The organism is Phenylobacterium sp., from assembly GCF_046590535.1.
In the GTDB taxonomy this organism is placed as follows: domain Bacteria; phylum Pseudomonadota; class Alphaproteobacteria; order Caulobacterales; family Caulobacteraceae; genus Phenylobacterium.
Genome location: NZ_JBKJTG010000027.1, coordinates 1 through 15,712, shown reverse-complemented (window position 1 = coordinate 15,712; position 15,712 = coordinate 1). Strand labels below are relative to the sequence as shown.

Annotated in this window: 17 protein-coding genes; 5 read left to right on the top strand and 12 right to left on the bottom strand. The window is 71.1% G+C overall.

Features of this window, described 5'->3' with window-relative positions:
• Positions 1 to 940: amidase (locus ACLL81_RS01470; RefSeq protein WP_411286568.1), on the top strand; the 940-nt coding region annotated here is incomplete at its 5' end.
• Between the two features lie 59 nt (positions 941 to 999).
• Here the strand turns inward: ACLL81_RS01470 and ACLL81_RS01465 are convergent.
• Positions 1,000 to 3,519, bottom strand: coding sequence for an ABC transporter permease (locus ACLL81_RS01465; protein ID WP_411286567.1), 2,520 nt, complete (start codon positions 3,517 to 3,519; stop codon positions 1,000 to 1,002).
• Positions 3,516 to 4,205, bottom strand: coding sequence for an ABC transporter ATP-binding protein (locus tag ACLL81_RS01460; protein WP_411286566.1), 690 nt, complete (start codon positions 4,203 to 4,205; stop codon positions 3,516 to 3,518). Before ACLL81_RS01460 ends, ACLL81_RS01465 begins: the two co-directional genes overlap by 4 nt.
• 59 nt (positions 4,206 to 4,264) lie before the next feature.
• Between ACLL81_RS01460 and ACLL81_RS01455 the strand changes: the two genes are divergently transcribed.
• Entirely contained in the window at positions 4,265 to 4,906 is a 642-nt protein-coding gene (locus ACLL81_RS01455) for an arylesterase (RefSeq protein WP_411286565.1), read from the top strand.
• Positions 4,907 to 4,966: 60 nt separating this feature from the next.
• Here ACLL81_RS01455 and ACLL81_RS01450 read toward each other — a convergent pair whose 3' ends face one another.
• From ACLL81_RS01450 to ACLL81_RS01435, 4 genes are all read right to left on the bottom strand, one after another.
• A complete protein-coding gene (locus ACLL81_RS01450) occupies positions 4,967 to 5,656 on the bottom strand; it encodes a phosphatase PAP2 family protein (RefSeq protein ID WP_411286564.1) in 690 nt (229 codons plus the stop codon).
• Positions 5,656 to 5,847, bottom strand: coding sequence for a hypothetical protein (locus tag ACLL81_RS01445; protein ID WP_411286563.1), 192 nt, complete (start codon positions 5,845 to 5,847; stop codon positions 5,656 to 5,658). The genes ACLL81_RS01450 and ACLL81_RS01445 overlap by 1 nt, the downstream gene beginning before the upstream one ends.
• 63 nt (positions 5,848 to 5,910) lie before the next feature.
• A complete protein-coding gene (locus ACLL81_RS01440) occupies positions 5,911 to 7,071 on the bottom strand; it encodes an L-lactate dehydrogenase (RefSeq protein ID WP_411286562.1) in 1,161 nt (386 codons plus the stop codon).
• Positions 7,072 to 7,129: 58 nt separating this feature from the next.
• Positions 7,130 to 7,894 carry a hypothetical protein gene (locus tag ACLL81_RS01435; RefSeq protein ID WP_411286561.1) on the bottom strand — a complete coding sequence of 255 codons (765 nt, stop codon included), beginning with the start codon at positions 7,892 to 7,894 and terminating at the stop codon, positions 7,130 to 7,132.
• A 177-nt stretch (positions 7,895 to 8,071) separates the two neighbouring features.
• Between ACLL81_RS01435 and ACLL81_RS01430 the strand changes: the two genes are divergently transcribed.
• Entirely contained in the window at positions 8,072 to 8,401 is a 330-nt protein-coding gene (locus tag ACLL81_RS01430) for a hypothetical protein (RefSeq protein ID WP_411286560.1), read from the top strand.
• Position 8,402: 1 nt separating this feature from the next.
• Here the strand turns inward: ACLL81_RS01430 and ACLL81_RS01425 are convergent, their stop codons facing one another.
• The 6 genes from ACLL81_RS01425 to rlmJ form a co-directional block, all read right to left on the bottom strand.
• On the bottom strand, positions 8,403 to 9,077 hold the full coding sequence (locus ACLL81_RS01425; RefSeq protein ID WP_411286559.1) for a cytochrome b/b6 domain-containing protein: 675 nt from the start codon (positions 9,075 to 9,077) through the stop codon (positions 8,403 to 8,405).
• A gap of 2 nt (positions 9,078 to 9,079) precedes the next feature.
• On the bottom strand, positions 9,080 to 9,577 hold the full coding sequence (locus ACLL81_RS01420) for a c-type cytochrome (protein WP_411286558.1): 498 nt from the start codon (positions 9,575 to 9,577) through the stop codon (positions 9,080 to 9,082).
• 86 nt (positions 9,578 to 9,663) lie between these two features.
• On the bottom strand, positions 9,664 to 11,820 hold the full coding sequence (locus ACLL81_RS01415) for an AsmA family protein (protein WP_411286557.1): 2,157 nt from the start codon (positions 11,818 to 11,820) through the stop codon (positions 9,664 to 9,666).
• A gap of 59 nt (positions 11,821 to 11,879) precedes the next feature.
• Positions 11,880 to 12,440, bottom strand: coding sequence for a sugar transferase (locus tag ACLL81_RS01410; RefSeq protein ID WP_411286570.1), 561 nt, complete (start codon positions 12,438 to 12,440; stop codon positions 11,880 to 11,882).
• Positions 12,441 to 12,513: 73 nt separating this feature from the next.
• Complete coding sequence (locus tag ACLL81_RS01405) at positions 12,514 to 13,053, bottom strand: hypothetical protein (RefSeq protein WP_411286556.1); 540 nt, start codon at positions 13,051 to 13,053, stop codon at positions 12,514 to 12,516.
• Between the two features lie 69 nt (positions 13,054 to 13,122).
• A complete protein-coding gene (gene rlmJ, locus ACLL81_RS01400) occupies positions 13,123 to 13,953 on the bottom strand; it encodes a 23S rRNA (adenine(2030)-N(6))-methyltransferase RlmJ (RefSeq protein WP_411286555.1) in 831 nt (276 codons plus the stop codon).
• A gap of 86 nt (positions 13,954 to 14,039) precedes the next feature.
• On the opposite strand from rlmJ, the gene ACLL81_RS01395 reads away from it, so the two are divergent.
• Complete coding sequence (locus tag ACLL81_RS01395; RefSeq protein WP_411286554.1) at positions 14,040 to 15,074, top strand: DNA topoisomerase IB; 1,035 nt, start codon at positions 14,040 to 14,042, stop codon at positions 15,072 to 15,074.
• Between the two features lie 132 nt (positions 15,075 to 15,206).
• Positions 15,207 to 15,712 (top strand): ATP-binding cassette domain-containing protein (locus tag ACLL81_RS01390; protein WP_411286569.1); only part of this gene is annotated, 506 nt, incomplete at its 3' end.

Here is a 15,712-nt window from a genome sequence, read left to right as displayed (position 1 = left end):
GGTGGCGGCGGGGCTCTGCGACGTGGCCCTGGGCAGCGACACCGGCGGCTCGGTGCGCATCCCGGCCGCGGTGTGCGGCGTGGTCGGTCTGAAGCCGGGCCGGGGTCTCGTCAGCCTCGAGGGCGTCCACCCGCTCAGTCCGCCGCTGGACACGGTGGGAACCCTGGCGCGGACGGTGGCGATGGCGGCCAAGACGCTGGCGGCGATCTCCGGCGACCAGCGAGGCCCCTTCGACGCGCAAGCCGCCCTGGGCGCCGACGTGGGCGGCAAACGGCTAGGCGCCCTGCCCCTGGAGCACCTGGGCGAGGTGGAGCCAGAGGTGGCTCAGCTCTATCTCGACAGCCTGGAGCGGTTTCGCGGCGCAGGCGTGGGGATCGAATGGGTCGAGCCGCCGGCGCCGCTGACCCAGTCGTTCGCGGCCAACGGGGTGCTGATGGCCGGTGAGGGCTGGCGCATCTGGCGTAATAGGATCGAACAGCATCGCGCGGTGATGGACCCGTGGATCGTGCGGCGGTTCGAGGGCGGGCGCGAGATTTCCGACGCAGCGCTTGCGCAGGCGCACGTGCAGCGGGCGCGGGACCAGGCGAAGGTCCACGCCTGGCTGGCGGGGTTCGACGGACTGCTGTCGCCCACCTGCCCTATAGCCGCGCCGCCCCTCCACAGCGTCGACGAGACCATCTCGCCGCTGAGCCGGCTGACCCGGGCGGCGAACTACCTGGACCTGCCGGCGATCAGCGTGCCCTGCGGCCTGACCCCCGAGGGCCTGCCGGCGGGCCTGCAGATCATGGGGCGCCCGCGCGACGAGGCCAGCGTCGTGGCTCTGGGACAGGCGTTCGAGCGGGTATCCGGCTGGGATGGCCGGTCGCCGGACCTAAGACCCTTTCCGGTTCAAGTGGAATCACTTGAACCGGATAAAAAGGGTCTATCTTCAAAAGTTTAGAGCGTGACAGGCGCCGAAACCGGTATCCACTTTCGGCTGTCGCGCTCTAAGCGGGTTCGCTACTCGGCCCTGAGCGCGGGAGCCGGACGCTTCGACAGCGCCTGGAAGGCCGCGGCCAGGCCGCCAAGACCGGCGACCAGGGCGGCGGCGGCCAGCAGGGCGGTGACCCCGGCCCAGTCGACGCTCCACTCGGCCTCGAACACCTTGACCACAACCGGCCAGGCCGCCGCGTAGCCCAGGGCCACCCCCGCGGCGCCGGCGATCACCCCCACCGCGCCGTACTCCAGGACATAGGCGGCCAGGATCTGCGCCCGCGACGCGCCCAGCACCTTGAGGATGGCGGCCTCGCGGGTGCGCGCCCGGGCCCGGGCGGCGATGGCCCCCACCAGCACCAGCAGGCCGGCCAGGGCGGCCACCGCCGCCGCGCCGCGCACCGCCAGGGCCAGGCGGTTGAAGAGCTCGGTGGCCGCTTCCAGTTGCTCACGCACCGAGATCACATTGACCTCCTGGAAGTCCGCGCCGAGGGCGCGCATGGCGGCGGCCTCCTGGACCTTGGTCCCCTTGGCGATGGCCACATGGCGCAGCTCCGCCCCGGTCAGGGCCCGGGGGTTGAGCACGATGGGGAAGGTCGCGCCAAAGGCCCCGAACTCGATCTTGCGGATCACCGCCACCCGGACCTCGATGTCCCGGCCCAGGATGGAAAGGGTGAGCACGTCGCCCAGCCTGAGCGCCGCGCCATCGGCCACGTCATGGCTCACCGCCACCAGCGGCGGCCCGGCGTAGTCGGCTGGCCACCAGCGGCCCGCCGTGATCCCGGCGTCCGGCGGCTCGGGGCCGATGGCCGACATGGTGACGTCGGCGTCATAGGCCCAGCGCGAGCCCTGGGCGATATTGGCCAGCACCACCGGCTCGCCGCGCACATGGCTGATCCGCCCGGTGAGCATGGGGGCGCGCAGGTAGATGTCGCGGGAAAGCGGTTGGCCGAAGGCCCTGGCGACCACCGCATCGAAAGCCTGCACCCGGGCGCCGGGAATGTCGGTGAACACCAGGGCCGGCGCGGTGCGCGGGGCGACCTCGGCCACCTGGCGCAGCAGGCTGGACTGGATCAGCACCACGGCGGCCAGCAGGGCCACGCCCAGGCCGATGGCCGGGGCCGCCGTCCGGGCCGCAGAGCCCGGGCCTGCGAGGTTGGCCAGGCCGATGCGCAACGGACCCCGAGCGCTCGTCCGCAGCCGGCCCGCGGCGAAGGCGAAGGCCGCGCCCAGGGCCCAGAGCAGGCCGAAAGCGGCCGCCACGCCGGCGATCATGATTCCCGCGGCGGTGGGCGTCGGCGCGGTGACCACCGCCAGACCGGCGAGGCCGGCGGCGGCCAGAAGCGCGCCAGCGGTCTCCAGGCTGAAGGAGAACCCCGCGCTCAAGTCGCTGCGGAACAGGCTGGCCGGCGGGGTGGCCCGCGCCCGGCCAAGGGGCGCCAGCGAGAACGCCGCCGCTGACAAGAGCCCGAAGGCCGCGGCCTTCAAAAGCGGTCCGGGGTAGACGGCGAACAGCGCCGGCACCGGAAGCTCGTCCTGCACCAGGGCGCCCAGCACCAGCGGGGCCGCAGCGCCCAGCACCAGGCCGATGACGACACCCAGGGCGGCCAGCAGGGCCACCTGCGCCAGATAGATGTTGCGCACCAGCGCCCCCTCCGCGCCCAGGGCCTTGAGGGTGGCGATCACCGGCTTGCGCGCCTCCAGATAGGCGCTGACCGCGCCGAACACCCCCAGGCCCCCGGCCACCAGGGAGGCCAGGCCGATGAAGCCCAGGAAATACTCAAGCTGGTCGATCATCCGCCCGATTCCCGGGGCAGCGTCGTCGCGGTCACGGAAGCGGAAGGCGCCTTTCGACAGCTCCTGGCGCAGGACCCGGGCTGCAGCTTTCGGGTCCGCGCCCACCGGCAGGCCGACCCGCACCGTCTCGGCGAACGGCAGGCCGGGGGTGAAAAAGCCGCCGGCGTCGATGGCGGCGGCGCGGGTCAGGACGCGGGGTCCGAGCGCGAAGCCGCGGGAAAGCCGGTCGGGTTCCTCCAGCAGGACGGCGGTGGCGGTCAGCGGGACGTTGCCGACCAGGAACCGGTCGCCGAGCCGCAGGCCCAGGCGGTCCAGGAGCGCCTGCTCGACCACCGCGCCGGGCGCCCCGGACCGGACAGCCAGAGCCTCCGCCAGGGAGGCCGCGCCGCGCAGGCTGACCTTGCCAGCCAGGGGGTAGCCATCGCTGACGCCGCGCAGTTCCACCAGCCGGCGCTCGCCGGAGGGGGCCTCGGCCATGGCCTTGGTGGCGATGGCGTAGGCGGCGGGCCCCTGACGTTGGAAGGCCTGGCGTTCCCTTGGGGAGAAGCGGCGCTGCTGCACGGTGACGGAAAGGTCACCGCCGAGGATTTCCCGGGCCTCGCTGGCCAGGCCCTGACGGAAGGCCTCGGCGGTGGAGCCCGCCGCGGCGATGGCGGCCACGCCCAGCGCCAGGCAGGCCAGGAAGATGCGGAACCCCCGCACGCCGGCGCGCAGCTCGCGGGCCGCGAAGCGCAGGGAGAGCGGGATCATGCGGGCTCGACCACCCGGCCGTCACTGAGCCGCACCCGGCGGTCGGCGCGGGCGGCCAGGGTCTCGTCATGGGTGACCAGCACCAGGGCCGCCCCGGTCTCGGCGACCAGGTCGAACATCAGCGCCGCCACATGGTCGGCGTTGGCGGCGTCGAGATTGCCGGTGGGTTCGTCGGCGAACAGCAGGGCGGGCCTGGAGGCCAGCGCCCGGGCCAGCGCCACCCGCTGCTGCTCACCGCCGGAAAGCTGGTGTGGATAGTGCCGGGCGCGTTCCGACAGCCCGACGCGCTCAAGCCAGTCGCGGGCGATTGCCACGGCGTCGCGGGCGCCGGCGATCTCCAGGGGCGCGGAGACGTTCTCCTCGGCGGTCATGTTGGGCAGCAGGTGAAACGACTGGAAGACCAGCGAGACCCGCCCGCGCCGCAAGCGGGCGCGGCCATCCTCGTCCAGCCGGGCGAGGTCCTGGCCGAACAGGGTCACCACGCCGCCGGTGGGTCGCTCCAGGCCCGCGGCCACCGCGATAAGCGACGACTTGCCCGAGCCGGACGGGCCGGTCACCGCCACACGCTCGCCGGTTTCGACGCGCACATCCAGGCCCCGCAGGATCTCCACGGGCCCGGCGGCGGACGGCAAGGTCAGCGAGACCTGCGAGAGAACCAGTGGCGGGGCGGCGGAAGCGTCGTGCACGGGGCCTCTGGGGTCGCGAGGTTGAGTGGGGCGGACAATCACCTAGATAGGCACAGGCCATGACCGATGCACCACCCGCCCTCCTCCGCCGCGCCCTGCTCGCGGCCGGCCTCGCCGCCCTGGCGCCACAGGCCCGCGCCGCGCGTGGGCCTGTGGTGACGGTGCTGGGTGATTCCATCACCGCCGGGCTCGGGCTGTCGGCCCAGGCGGCCCTGCCCGCGCAGTTGAAGCTCGCCCTGCAGCGCCTGGGGGTCGACGCCATCGTCCGCGGCGCTGGGGTTTCCGGCGACACCTCAGCGGGCGGCGCGGCGCGGGTGGATTTCAGTGTCCAGCCGGGCACCTCGGTTTGTGTGGTGGCCCTGGGGGGCAACGACCTGCTGCAGGGCCTGGACCCCAAGACCACCCGGGCCAACCTCGACCGCATCCTGCGCCGGCTGAAGCAGCGGCGCATCGGCGTGGTGCTGGCCGGCCTGAAAGCGCCGCCGGAAATCGGGCGGGGCTATGCGCGGGACTTCAACGCCGTGTTCCCAGCCCTGGCGGTGGCCTACGGGGCCCGGCTCTATCCCGACTTGCTGGCGGGCGTGGCTCGCAGCCGGGCGATGAACCAGCCAGACGGCGTCCACCCCAACGCCCGCGGCGTGCAGGTGATCGCCCGCGGCCTGGCGCCGGTGGTAGCCAGGGCTCTGGCGGCGGCGGAGTAGGACAGTCATGGCCGCGCGGCCTTGCACGCCGTCAGGCGGTACCGACCAGCCGACCAAGCCCTAGGGTTTCGGCCTCGGTTTCAGGCCCAGCAGGGCCACCCAGCCCATGAAGGCGAAGGCGGCGCCGGCGGCCCAGCCGGCCAGCACGTCGCTGGGCCAGTGGACGCCCAGATAGACCCGGCTGATCCCCACCGTGACCATCAGGGAGATGGCCAGGACGAAGACCAGGGCCTTGGTGCTCCTGCGCGTCTCAACGCTGGCGATCAGCATGGCGAAGGTCAGGTAGGTGGCGGCCGACAGCATGGAGTGGCCGCTGGGGAAGCTGCCGGAATAGACGTAGCTGCCGTGCGGCACCAGTTCGGGCCGCGGCCGACCATAGAGCTGCTTGAGGCCCTCGCTGAACACCTGGGCCAGCACCACCGTGCCGATCAGGACCAGGGCATGGCGATGCTTGCGGTGGAAATAGAAGGCCAGGGCGCCCACCGCTGTCACCAAGGTGAGCACGGTGAAGCCGCCCAGGGCGGTGATGTCGCGCACGCCCTCCTCGAAGGACCGCGAGCCGATGGGGTTGGTGGGGTCGCCGGCCTCGCGCAACATCAAGAGGAGCCGGGTGTCGAGGGCCATGGTCTCGCCTTCGGCCATCTCGCCGCCGACCGTCAGGAACGCCCAGACCGCGGCGATGACCCCCAGGGCGAGCAGGAGCGCGCGAGGCTCGAAGCGCCGGAGCAGGTCCAGAATGCGGCGCTGCATCACCCGGCGGCGCTGACAGGGCTCTCCGTGATCTCCGCGCCCTTCAGGGTGGATTCCACCGCCCGCTGAGCCGCGAGCCGGCAGGCGTCCGCGCCGCCGGCCACCGTCATGCCGTCCTCGTCATAGACGCTCCAGCGCCAGCCATCCTCGATCTGGCTCAGTGAATAGGCGAATGACCGCTGTTCGTGCATACCCGCTCCTCCGTCCACCGATCACAACACCCAACGCGGCACGTGGGTTGCGGGCGTGGAGCTTCACTCTTTCGCAATTGCGAGATCGTGATCCAGGAGGTCGCGACCCGCCTCGGCCACCGAACCGCAGCCGGTGAGGATCATCGCCACCGCCAGCTCCGAGCGCAGGGTCCCCAGCATCCGGGTCACCGCCGCCTCGCCGCCTGCGCCGAGCGCATAGGCCCAGGCGCGGCCCACGAAGCACGCCTTCGCGCCCAGGGAGAGCGCCTTGAGCACGTCGAGGCCCGAGCGGATGCCCCCGTCCATGTAGATCTCCAGGTCGCAACCCACCGCGTCGGCGATCCTGGGCAGGGCCGAAATGGAGGAGCGCACCCCGTCGAGTTGGCGCCCGCCGTGGTTGGAGACCACCAGCCCCTGAGCTCCCGCACGCACCGCATCGCGGGCGTCGTCGGCCTCCAGCACGCCCTTGACCACGATCGGCCCGTCCCAGGTCTCGCGCACCCAGTCCAGGTCGCGCCAAGTAACCGAACGGTCGAAGTTCTTGGCGATCCAGCTGAGGAAATCGGTGACCCGGCGCCCCTGTTGAAGGGCGCCGGCCACCGAGCCCAGGGTGTGGGGCCGGCCGTGGGCCCAGACGTCCCACAGCCAGGCCGGATGGGTGATCCCGTCCCAGGCGGTGTTCAGCGCCCCGGAGAGCCCGCTGGAGCCGGTAAAGCCGGAGCGCACGTCGCGGTAGCGGGCGCCCGGAACCGGCAGGTCGACGGTGAACACCAGCACCGGCGAGCCCAGGTCCTTGGCCCGGGCCACCAGGTCGCGCATGTAGCCGCGGTCCTTGAGCATGTAGAGCTGGAACCAGGGGGCGACGCCGGCGGCGGCCACCTCCTCCACCGAACAGACACCGACGGTGGAGAGGCAGAACGGCACCCCGGCGGCGGCGGCGGCCTTCGCGGCCTGCACCTCGCCGCGGCGGCCGTACATGCCGGCCATGCCCACCGGGGCCAGGCCCACGGGCATCGAGAGCTGCTGGCCCAGGGTCTCGATGCTCATGTCCAGCTTGGTCATGTCGCGCATCACCCGCTGGCGCAGCGCGATGGCCTCCAGGTCGGCGACGTTGCGGCCAAGGGTGGCCTCCGCATAGGAGCCGCCGTCGATGTATTCGAAGAACATCTTCGGCAGCCGGCGCCTGGCGAGCTCCCTGTAGTCCGACACCGAGGCCGCGCGCATCCATCCCCTCCCGAACGTGGCCGGAGGGTGGAGCCTCAGAGAAACCGGCGCAAGCGCCTCAGGCGGTGGTGGCGGTGGCCGTGTCGGGCGCCGGCGCGGCGGACCGTGGCGCCATGACGATCCACACCTGGTGGGCCCGGGCCAGCAGCACGCCGTCGGCGGTGAACAGCGCCACCCCCGCGGTTTCCTTGCGGCCCTCGCGGGCTAGCGGCCAGGCGCTGACGATGCAGGGCTCGCCCGCCCGGGGCCGGCGCAGGACCTCGCCGGTCATGGTGCCCAGCAAGGCGCCGTGGCGGCCTTCCTTCTCCACCCAGGCAAAGTAGCCGGGGCAATCGAGCGCCGCCCAGACCACCGCCTCGGCCACGCGGCCGTCGGCGTCGGCGAAGACCGGGTGGGGCGTCCAGACGCCGGCCATCTGGCCTTGGGGCGCGCCCTCGACCTGACCCACGAAGACCCGCAGGCCGTCGCCCTCCTCGCGGGCGGACCCACAGGTGAAGCAGATGGGGTGGAAACGCTGTTCCAGGCCGGCGTAGCGCTGGCCCGCGGCCTTGGCCGATTCCAGGCTGGGCGCCGGCGGAGGTTCGGGCAACTCGAAGCCGGGCGCGGCTCGCCCCTGCCCCACCAGGCCGCCATCCGCGCCGGTGAGGATGTTGGCGCCATCCTCAGACCGCTCCAGGTCAAGGTCCACATCCAGCGGCACGGGGGCGCGCAGGACCGAGGTGGCCGGGCCCTTGAGGCCGTCGGCGAGGACGCCGCACACATAGCCGCCGTTGCCGGAGTTGGGCGGGCCGCAGAATTGGCGGCCGATGACGATCTTGGTCACGCTGGAAATCGCTCGCGATGAAAAAGGCTGCAGATCAATAGGCGAGGCTTTCCCATGGATACCAGCCAGGCCCAACGGCAAAATCGTCCGCAACCGTTGGAGCGGGCCAGCCGCCGGGCTAAAGCCTTACTCAAACCGCCTCTTGCGGATTCGACAGGACATTTCGAGGAGATTGCGGTGAGCGAGCGGATGGAACGGCCCTGGGCCCTGATGCGCCATCATGCCGGCTGGGCGGACGTCTTCCACATCGAGACCGAGACCGCCGATTCGATCACCGGCTTCTATCCCGACCGCGAGACGGTGGGCCCGCCGGTCAGCTATTCGGTCCGCGCGGTGCTGGCCCGGTTCGCGACCCTGGAGGCCGCCCGTGGCGCCCGGGAAGGCGCGGTGTCGGAATGGCGCAAGCACGACGCCGGCGTCCGCGACGCCGAGACCGCGCTCCGCGGCGCCGAGAAGGCCCGCGAGGACGCCTGGCTGAAGTGCCTGCGCGACGCCGCCGAGCGGTAGACTAGAGCCAGAAGCCCTTCGACGCGGCGACCATCAGGGTCGCACCGAGGGCGACGCCGAACGCCAGCCGCCAGAGCGGCGCGCGGCCGTGGCCAGGATCGCCGGCCATGGACCGGCGGCCGGTGATCATCGGGCCGATCAGGTTGCTGCGTTTCCACACCAGGTAGAAGAGCACCGCCAGGACGTGCACGGCGGCAAGCACCTGCAGGGTGTGGAAGCTGAACTCGTGGATTTCCGCGGCCAGGCGGTTGGTGTCGTAGTCCACCAGGTGCGACAGCGGCCCGGAATCCAGCTGATCGATGTCCGTGGCGAAGAGGCCCGTGGTCACCTGCACCAGCAAGGCGGCCAGGATCGCCAGCACGCTCAGCGCCCCCAGTGGATTGTGGCCGGGCAGGTCGGAACCGGTGCGCTCCGGCAGGGTCCTGATATAGCGCCAGGTGGTCAGCGGGCCTCGCACGAAGCCGGCGAACCGCGCCGCGCCGCCGCCCACGAAGCCCCAGTAGATGCGAAAGGCCACCAGGCCCAGGACCGCGCACCCGCTCCACAGGTGCCAGTCCATGCGGTCGTTCTCGGCCGCCCACCAGGAAAAGCCCAGCAGGACCACCAGCGCCCAGTGGACCACCCGCACGGGGCCGTCCCACAGGCGGGCGCGGACACTCGTCGGCAGGTCGGCCAAGGCTACTTCTTCTCGTCGCGGTATTTCTCGTGGCAGGCCTTGCAGGCGCCACCGGTGGCGCGGACCTGGGCGCGGACCGCGGCCATGTCACCAGCCTGGGCGAGCTCGTGCAGCTTGGAGGTCTGCACCTGAAGGTTCGCCGCCCGGGCGTTGAAGCCGGCGGCGTCCGTCCAGATGTCCGCCTTGGCCTCGCTCTTGGCGCGGGCCTCCTTGCCGCTGCCCCGGGGAAACCAGGTGGGCAGCTGGCCGGCCAGGGTCCGCAGGGTGGCGGCGTTCGACACCACCACCGCCTTGGCCGGCGCGTCCTTCTTGAGTTGGTCGTTGAGGCCCTTGAAGGCCTTGCCCATCTGCTCGAACTTTTCGTGGCGCAGGTGCGCGGCCTTGGCTCCGGCGCTCGTCGAGCCCTTGGGCATGGGCTCGTTCTGGGCGAAGGCCGCCCCGGCGACCGCCAGGCTCAGCGCCGCCGCCAGCCCCGCTCGGGTGCTCATCTTCAACGCCATGCCGTGTCGCCTTCCTGATCCTCTGGTCCGCCGACATTGAGGGGGCGAAGGCTTGGCCGTCAATCGCCGCCTTGCCCAGGCGGCGCTCAGCGGCGCGACGCCGTGACCGGCACGCCCTCGCGGCCGGCGCTGGCGATCAGGGCGCCGCAGTTGGCGTCCTTGGCCAGGCCCGGGTCGATGAACGGGATGATCGCGGCCAGGGGATTGATCAGGACGCCGAGGGCCACGGCGACGCCGCCCTGGGCGACGACCTTGCCCGCCTCGACGCCGAACTTGGGCGAGCGGATCGGCCCGGTGATCGTCACCGGCGAGAGCAACCGGACCAGGCGGAACTTCTTCGCCTTGCCATCGATGCGGAACGACATCCGCTCGGTGTTCAGGTTCACCGTTCCGGAGCCCTTGCCCAGGACGGGGCCGGTGTCGAAGACGATATGGCGGGCGTTGAGCACCCCGTCGTTGGCCTGGAAGTGGGCCACCGCGCAATGCACCGGCACCTTGTCCTCGTTCTTCGAGAGCAGCAGACCCAGACCCTTGACCACGTTGATGCCGAGGAGCTCGGCGAAGGCTTCGCGGATTTCGCCGCCTGGCACCACCACCAGCACCTCGCCGTCGGCGTTGGCGAAGGCCTTGTGGACACTGTTGCCGGCGCCGGTGAGTTGGGCGCGGCCGGTGAGCGCGCCGGTGAGCGGAACCAAGCCGCCGGCCGTCACCGGGATGAGCTGCTCGATCCGCGCGTTGGTCAGGCGCAGGTCCAGGCTGGTCACCGGCGTCGCCTTGCGGGCGTCGAGGTTCACGAAGCCGGCGATATGGCCCTGCGGCAGGTCGAGCTTCAGCGGATTGGCGCGCAGCATGCCGTTGTCCAGCCGCACGCGCACCTGGGCGGCGCGCAGGCGGATCGGCGCGTCGCGGATGGTGAGCGCCTTGTAGGTCACGTCGGCGTCGATGGCCCGGATGCGGTCCACCGCCAGGGTGGTGTCCGGGAACAACCGCTGCTGGGCGGCCATCTGGCGGGCCATGACCACCTGGCCGGCGTTCTTGGTCTCGCCCGGGCCGGTGGCCGGCGCGCCGCCGAAGATCGCGCCCAGGTCGTCGAAGTCGAGGCTCTTCGAGCGCAGGTCGGCCTTGAGCATCGGCCGTGCATCGCTGTTGTTCACGGAGAGCTCGCCGGCCAGGTCGCTGTCGCCCACCCGGCCGTTCAGGCCGGTGATCTTGTAGAGTTGCTGGTCGCGGGTCAGCCGTCCGTTCAGGCTGTACGGCGGGGTGTTCGGCAGGGCCACGCCGGTGAGGCCGTAGAGGCTGGCCAGGTCGGGGCCCCGGGCCGTGAGGTTCATATAGAACTGGCCCATGTCGAAGGGCTTGGGGATAGCGCCGCGGGCGGTGACGTAGGTGTCTCCGGCGCGGATGTCGGCGTCGAAGGGATAGGGTTTGTCGCGCTCGATGTTCAGCAACGGGCCGCCGGTGACGCGCAGGGTGAAGGCTTCGCGATTGAGCGAGCCGGCGCCAACCATCCGGAAGCCTTCGTTCTCGGCGCCGAGACGCTCGGAGGCGTTGATGGACCCCGAGAAGGTCAGGCCGCGCTTGACGTCGTTGTAGGTGAGCTTGCCCTCGTTGATAATGAAGCTGCGGATCGGCGGCAGCCGCAGGGGTTCGCTCTTGCGGCCGTCGGAGAAATCCCAGTTGGCGCGGCCCTGGGCGTCCCGGTAGAGGTTGATATTGGGCCGGTCGAACCGCAGCAGCCGCAGGTCGGTCTGGCCGCGGAACAGCGGGACCAGGCGGATGCGCACGGCGATCCGCTCGATGTTGGCCATGGGCTCGGCTCCGCGCCAGGCCGGGTTGGCGATGCGGACGCCGTCGATGGTGGCGCTGGGCTGCCAGGAGAAGATGTCCACCTTCAGGTCGCCGGAGATGGTCACCTCGCGGTGCATGCGCGCCGAGGCCAGGCGACCCATAGGCCCGCGGAACCAGTTCCAGTCCCAGATCGCGATCAGGATGGCGATGACGATGGCCAGCCCGGCCAGGACACCGCCGGTCCAGTACATGGCCTTGCGGCTGGGCTTCTTGAACTTCGGCGCCTTGAACTCAGTCTGGCTGACTTTGTCGCGGGCGGCGTCCCAGTGGGTGCGCGCCCAGGTCCGCGCCCGGTCGAGCGGCGCGCGCGGGGTGACCGCCGGACGGGCCCGGCGGATCGCCGGGGACGCGCGCGCGCGGCGGGGCTTGGGCCCGGCGGTGGATTCGTTGCTCAACGACAATTGCTCCGACATCGGCATAACGCGCGGGCGGCGTGGCCGTTTCCCGGCGAACGCTAATGACTTACGCCACGCCCGCTCAGCGCCGAGATCGCCGTGGTCGCAAGGATACGCAGGTCGAAGGCCAGGCTCATCCGCGCCAGATACTCGGCATCCAGGCGGGCCTTTTCGACGATGGGCAGCTCGTCACGGCCGTTGACCTGGGCCCAGCCGGTGAGGCCAGGGCGCAGCCGCGCAACGCCAGCGGCGCGGCGCAGGGCCACCAGGTCGTCCTGGTTGAACAGCGCGGGCCGCGGTCCCACCAGACTCATCGCGCCGATCAGCACACTCCACAACTGCGGCAGCTCGTCGAGGCTGGTGCGCCTAAGGAATCGGCCGAACGGCGTCACCCACTGATCCGCATCAGTGAGCAGGTGGGTGGCCACGTCCGGGGCCCCGGTGCGCATGGTGCGGAACTTAGGCATCGGGAAGATGCGCTCAAGCCGTCCCACCCGGCGCGACCAGTGCAGCGCCGGGCCCGGGCTCTCCAGGCGCACGGCCAGCGCGACGGCCGCGAACACCGGCGACAGCACGACCAGCCCCGCCAGCGACCCGATGATGTCCAACGCCCGCTTCAGCACCCGCCCCGCCCGCTCCGCCGTCCCCAGCGGGACGCGGGTTACTTAGGCCGGGTCGGGGGCGCGCGCCAAGTCAGGCGGACTCGGCGGTCTTCGGGGCCCTGGGGCGGGCGGCGGGCTTGGGAGCTTCCAACTCGGCTTGCGGCGCAACAGGTTCGACAGGGGCGGCCTCCAGGACCGGCTCCGGCTCCGGCTCCGCGACGGCCTCGAGGATCGGTTCCATGACGGGCTCAATGACCGGCTCGATGACGGGCTCAATCACCGCTTCGACCGTTTCGACGGCCCCGGCCACGGCTTCGACCACGGGCTCAGGGCTGATCGCCTCGACGGCGGCTTCGGCGGCGGCTTCGGCGGCCACCACCGGCTCCAGGATCGCGGCGGTCTCGACGAGCGCCAGGGTCGTGGTGACGACAGGCGCCTCCGGCAGGGTCTCGGCGGCCTCGAACAGCGCTTCCAGGTTCTGCGGACGGGTCCAGGCGTTCAGCCACCAGAAGGCCATGCCGGTCATGGCCGCGCCGGCGTAGAGGCCCCACAGGGGGGAGGCGGCGCCCAGGGCGACGTGGGAAACACGCAGGTCTTGTTCGATCTGGACGGGTTGCGGGGAGCGCGGCATGGCAGGGTTCCTGTAGATCAAGATTGTGCGTCGCAACATATCACGGTCACCCGTCTCGCAAGTGCGAAATTACGGTGACGGGACCGCATAGACCCGGGCGCCGCCGTCTTCGCCAAGGGCGCCTGCTGTCCAGGCAGACACCGCCTGCAGGGGTCCGGCCATTCCCGCCTCATCGCCCACCAGGACCAGGGCGCAGCCGTTCATCTTCATGGGGTCGGACAAGGGCCGCATCCGGGTCTCGGCCACCAGGATCGGCGCATCGACCCCCTCCTCCAAGTCGCGCAGAAACCCGTCGAAGGTCTCCAGGTCCTTGAGCGGCAGCCAGACCAGCGCCTGGGCCTGGCGGTTGCGGCGGCGCACGGCGGCCACGGTCGAAACGATGCGGCGGTAGTCGTCGGCCTGCTCGAACGGCGGGTCGATGAGCAGCAGCACCCGGCCCTGGGGCGGGCAGCGGCGGGCGGCCTCATCGTAGCCGTCCGCGCAGACGGTGCGCACGTTTGTCTTGGCCTTGAGGAGGTCGCGCAGGGCGGCGTGCTCATCCGGGCGCAGCTCGCAGGCCAGATAGCTGTCGGTGGGCCGAAGGGCGCCGGCGATCAGCCAGGGCGAGCCGGGATAGCGGCGGATCTCGCGGCCTGAGTTCAGCGTCGCCACCGCCGCCATGAGCGGCTGAAAGTCCGTGGACGGGTTCGTCGCAGCCATCAGTCGCCCGACCCCGGCCTGGGCCTCGCCGGACCGGATCGCCTCGGGGCCAGCCAGGTCGTAGAGCCCCCGCCCGGCATGGGTGTCGATCACCGTCAGCGGCCCGCCCGAGGCGGTGAGGCGGGCCAGCAGCTGCAGCAGGGTGGCGTGTTTCACCAGGTCGGCGAAGTTCCCGGCGTGGAAGGCGTGGCGGTAGTTCAAGGCTGCTCCGGCGTCTGACAGGAACCGTGGCCGCGCATACCACGTTGCGGCGAGGCCAGAGGAGGGTGTTGCGGATGGCCAGGGACATGCCCGACGAACTCACGCCATCCACGCCGGACCTCAAGGACGTGGAGGTCGCGGGCTTGGCCTATGTGAGCGACCAGGACCCCGGCATCCATCGGTTAAAGGCGAGCCACGGCTTCAACTACCGCGATCCCAGGGGCGACCTGATCCGGGCCGAGAAGACCCTCGACCGCGTTGGCAAGCTGGCGATACCGCCCGCCTGGACCGATGTCTGGATCAGCCCGCGGGCCAACGGCCACATCCAGGCGACCGGCCGCGACGTGAAGGGCCGCAAGCAGTACCGCTATCACGACGGCTGGCGCACGGTGCGCGACGGCCACAAATACGACCGGCTGATCGCCTTCGGCCGCTCACTGCCGAAGCTGCGGGCGCGGGTGGACCTGGACCTGCGCAAGCGCGGCCTGCCACGAGACAAGGTGCTGGCCGCGGTGATCCGCGTCATGGAGATGACCCTGATCCGCGTGGGCAATGAGGAATACGTCAAGCAGAACAAGAGCTTCGGCCTGACCACCCTGCGCGACCGGCACGCCAGCATCGGGACCGAGAAGGCGGTGTTCGAGTTCCGCGGCAAGAGCGGCAAGGTCCACCAGACCGGCTTCAGCGACCGCAGGCTCGCCCGGGTGGTCAAGGCCTGCCAGGACATCCCCGGCCAGCGGTTGTTCCAGTACCTGGACGACGACAGTGAGCGCCATGTGGTGGAGTCCGCTGACGTGAACGCCTACCTGCGCGAGGTGCTGGGCGAGGACTTTTCGGCCAAGGACTTCCGCACCTGGGCGGGAACCGTGGCCGCCGCCCGCGCCCTGGCGATCACCGGGCCATGGGCCACAGAGGCCGAGGCCCGTCGCAACATCAACACCTGCGTCAAGGCGGTGGCAGGCTTGCTGGGCAACACCGCCGCAGTGTGCCGTGCGGCCTACATCCACCCGGCGGTGCCGAGCGCCTACGCTGCGGGCGCACTGACCCTGAAGGAAGGCGCCAGTGACCGCGCGTTCGAACTGGCGGTGCTGCGGTTCCTGGAATCGTACCGAGAGAGCTGAGACCGCGACGGCTTGCGCACCCGCCGGTGCGTTTGTTCCGGTTGTGTTCCCGTGTTATCTCTGACTCGCGGCATTACATTAGGCGACTTCGCTAACGGACCTTCCGGGAGCGCGAGCGTGTTCCGGGACAAGATGGCCGACCTGCATAACCAGATCCGCGTGCGTGGCGCGCGCGAGCACAATCTCAAGAACGTGAACGTCGATATCCCGCGCGGAGAGCTCGTCGTGCTGACCGGGCTGTCGGGTTCCGGCAAGAGCTCGCTGGCCTTCGACACCATCTACGCCGAGGGCCAGCGGCGCTATGTCGAGAGCCTGTCGGCCTACGCCCGCCAGTTCCTGGAGCTGATGAGCAAGCCCGACGTGGACCTCATCGAGGGCCTGTCGCCGGCGATCTCCATCGAGCAGAAGACCACCAGCCGCAACCCGCGCTCCACCGTGGGCACGGTCACCGAGATCCACGACTACATGCGCCTGCTGTGGGCGCGGGTGGGCGTGCCCTATTCGCCCACCACTGGCCTGCCCATCGAGAGCCAGACCGTCAGCCAGATGGTCGACAAGCTCACCGCCCTGCCCGAGGGCCAGCGCATCTACCTGCTGGCCCCGGTGGTGCGGGACCGCAAGGGCGAGTTCCGCAAGGA

What these genes read in the sequence shown, in the direction of transcription:
- ACLL81_RS01440 (WP_411286562.1), bottom strand. Translation starts at nt 7,071, where the DNA reads ATGCGCGCGGCCTCGGTGTCGGACTACAGGGAGCTCGCCAGGCGCCGG.
- ACLL81_RS01420 (WP_411286558.1), bottom strand. Translation starts at nt 9,577, where the DNA reads ATGGCGTTGAAGATGAGCACCCGAGCGGGGCTGGCGGCGGCGCTGAGC.
- ACLL81_RS01455 (WP_411286565.1), top strand. Translation starts at nt 4,265, where the DNA reads ATGACCGATGCACCACCCGCCCTCCTCCGCCGCGCCCTGCTCGCGGCC.
- ACLL81_RS01395 (WP_411286554.1), top strand. Translation starts at nt 14,040, where the DNA reads ATGCCCGACGAACTCACGCCATCCACGCCGGACCTCAAGGACGTGGAG.
- ACLL81_RS01465 (WP_411286567.1), bottom strand. Translation starts at nt 3,519, where the DNA reads ATGATCCCGCTCTCCCTGCGCTTCGCGGCCCGCGAGCTGCGCGCCGGC.
- ACLL81_RS01450 (WP_411286564.1), bottom strand. Translation starts at nt 5,656, where the DNA reads ATGCAGCGCCGCATTCTGGACCTGCTCCGGCGCTTCGAGCCTCGCGCG.
- ACLL81_RS01405 (WP_411286556.1), bottom strand. Translation starts at nt 13,053, where the DNA reads ATGCCGCGCTCCCCGCAACCCGTCCAGATCGAACAAGACCTGCGTGTT.
- ACLL81_RS01445 (WP_411286563.1), bottom strand. Translation starts at nt 5,847, where the DNA reads ATGCACGAACAGCGGTCATTCGCCTATTCACTGAGCCAGATCGAGGAT.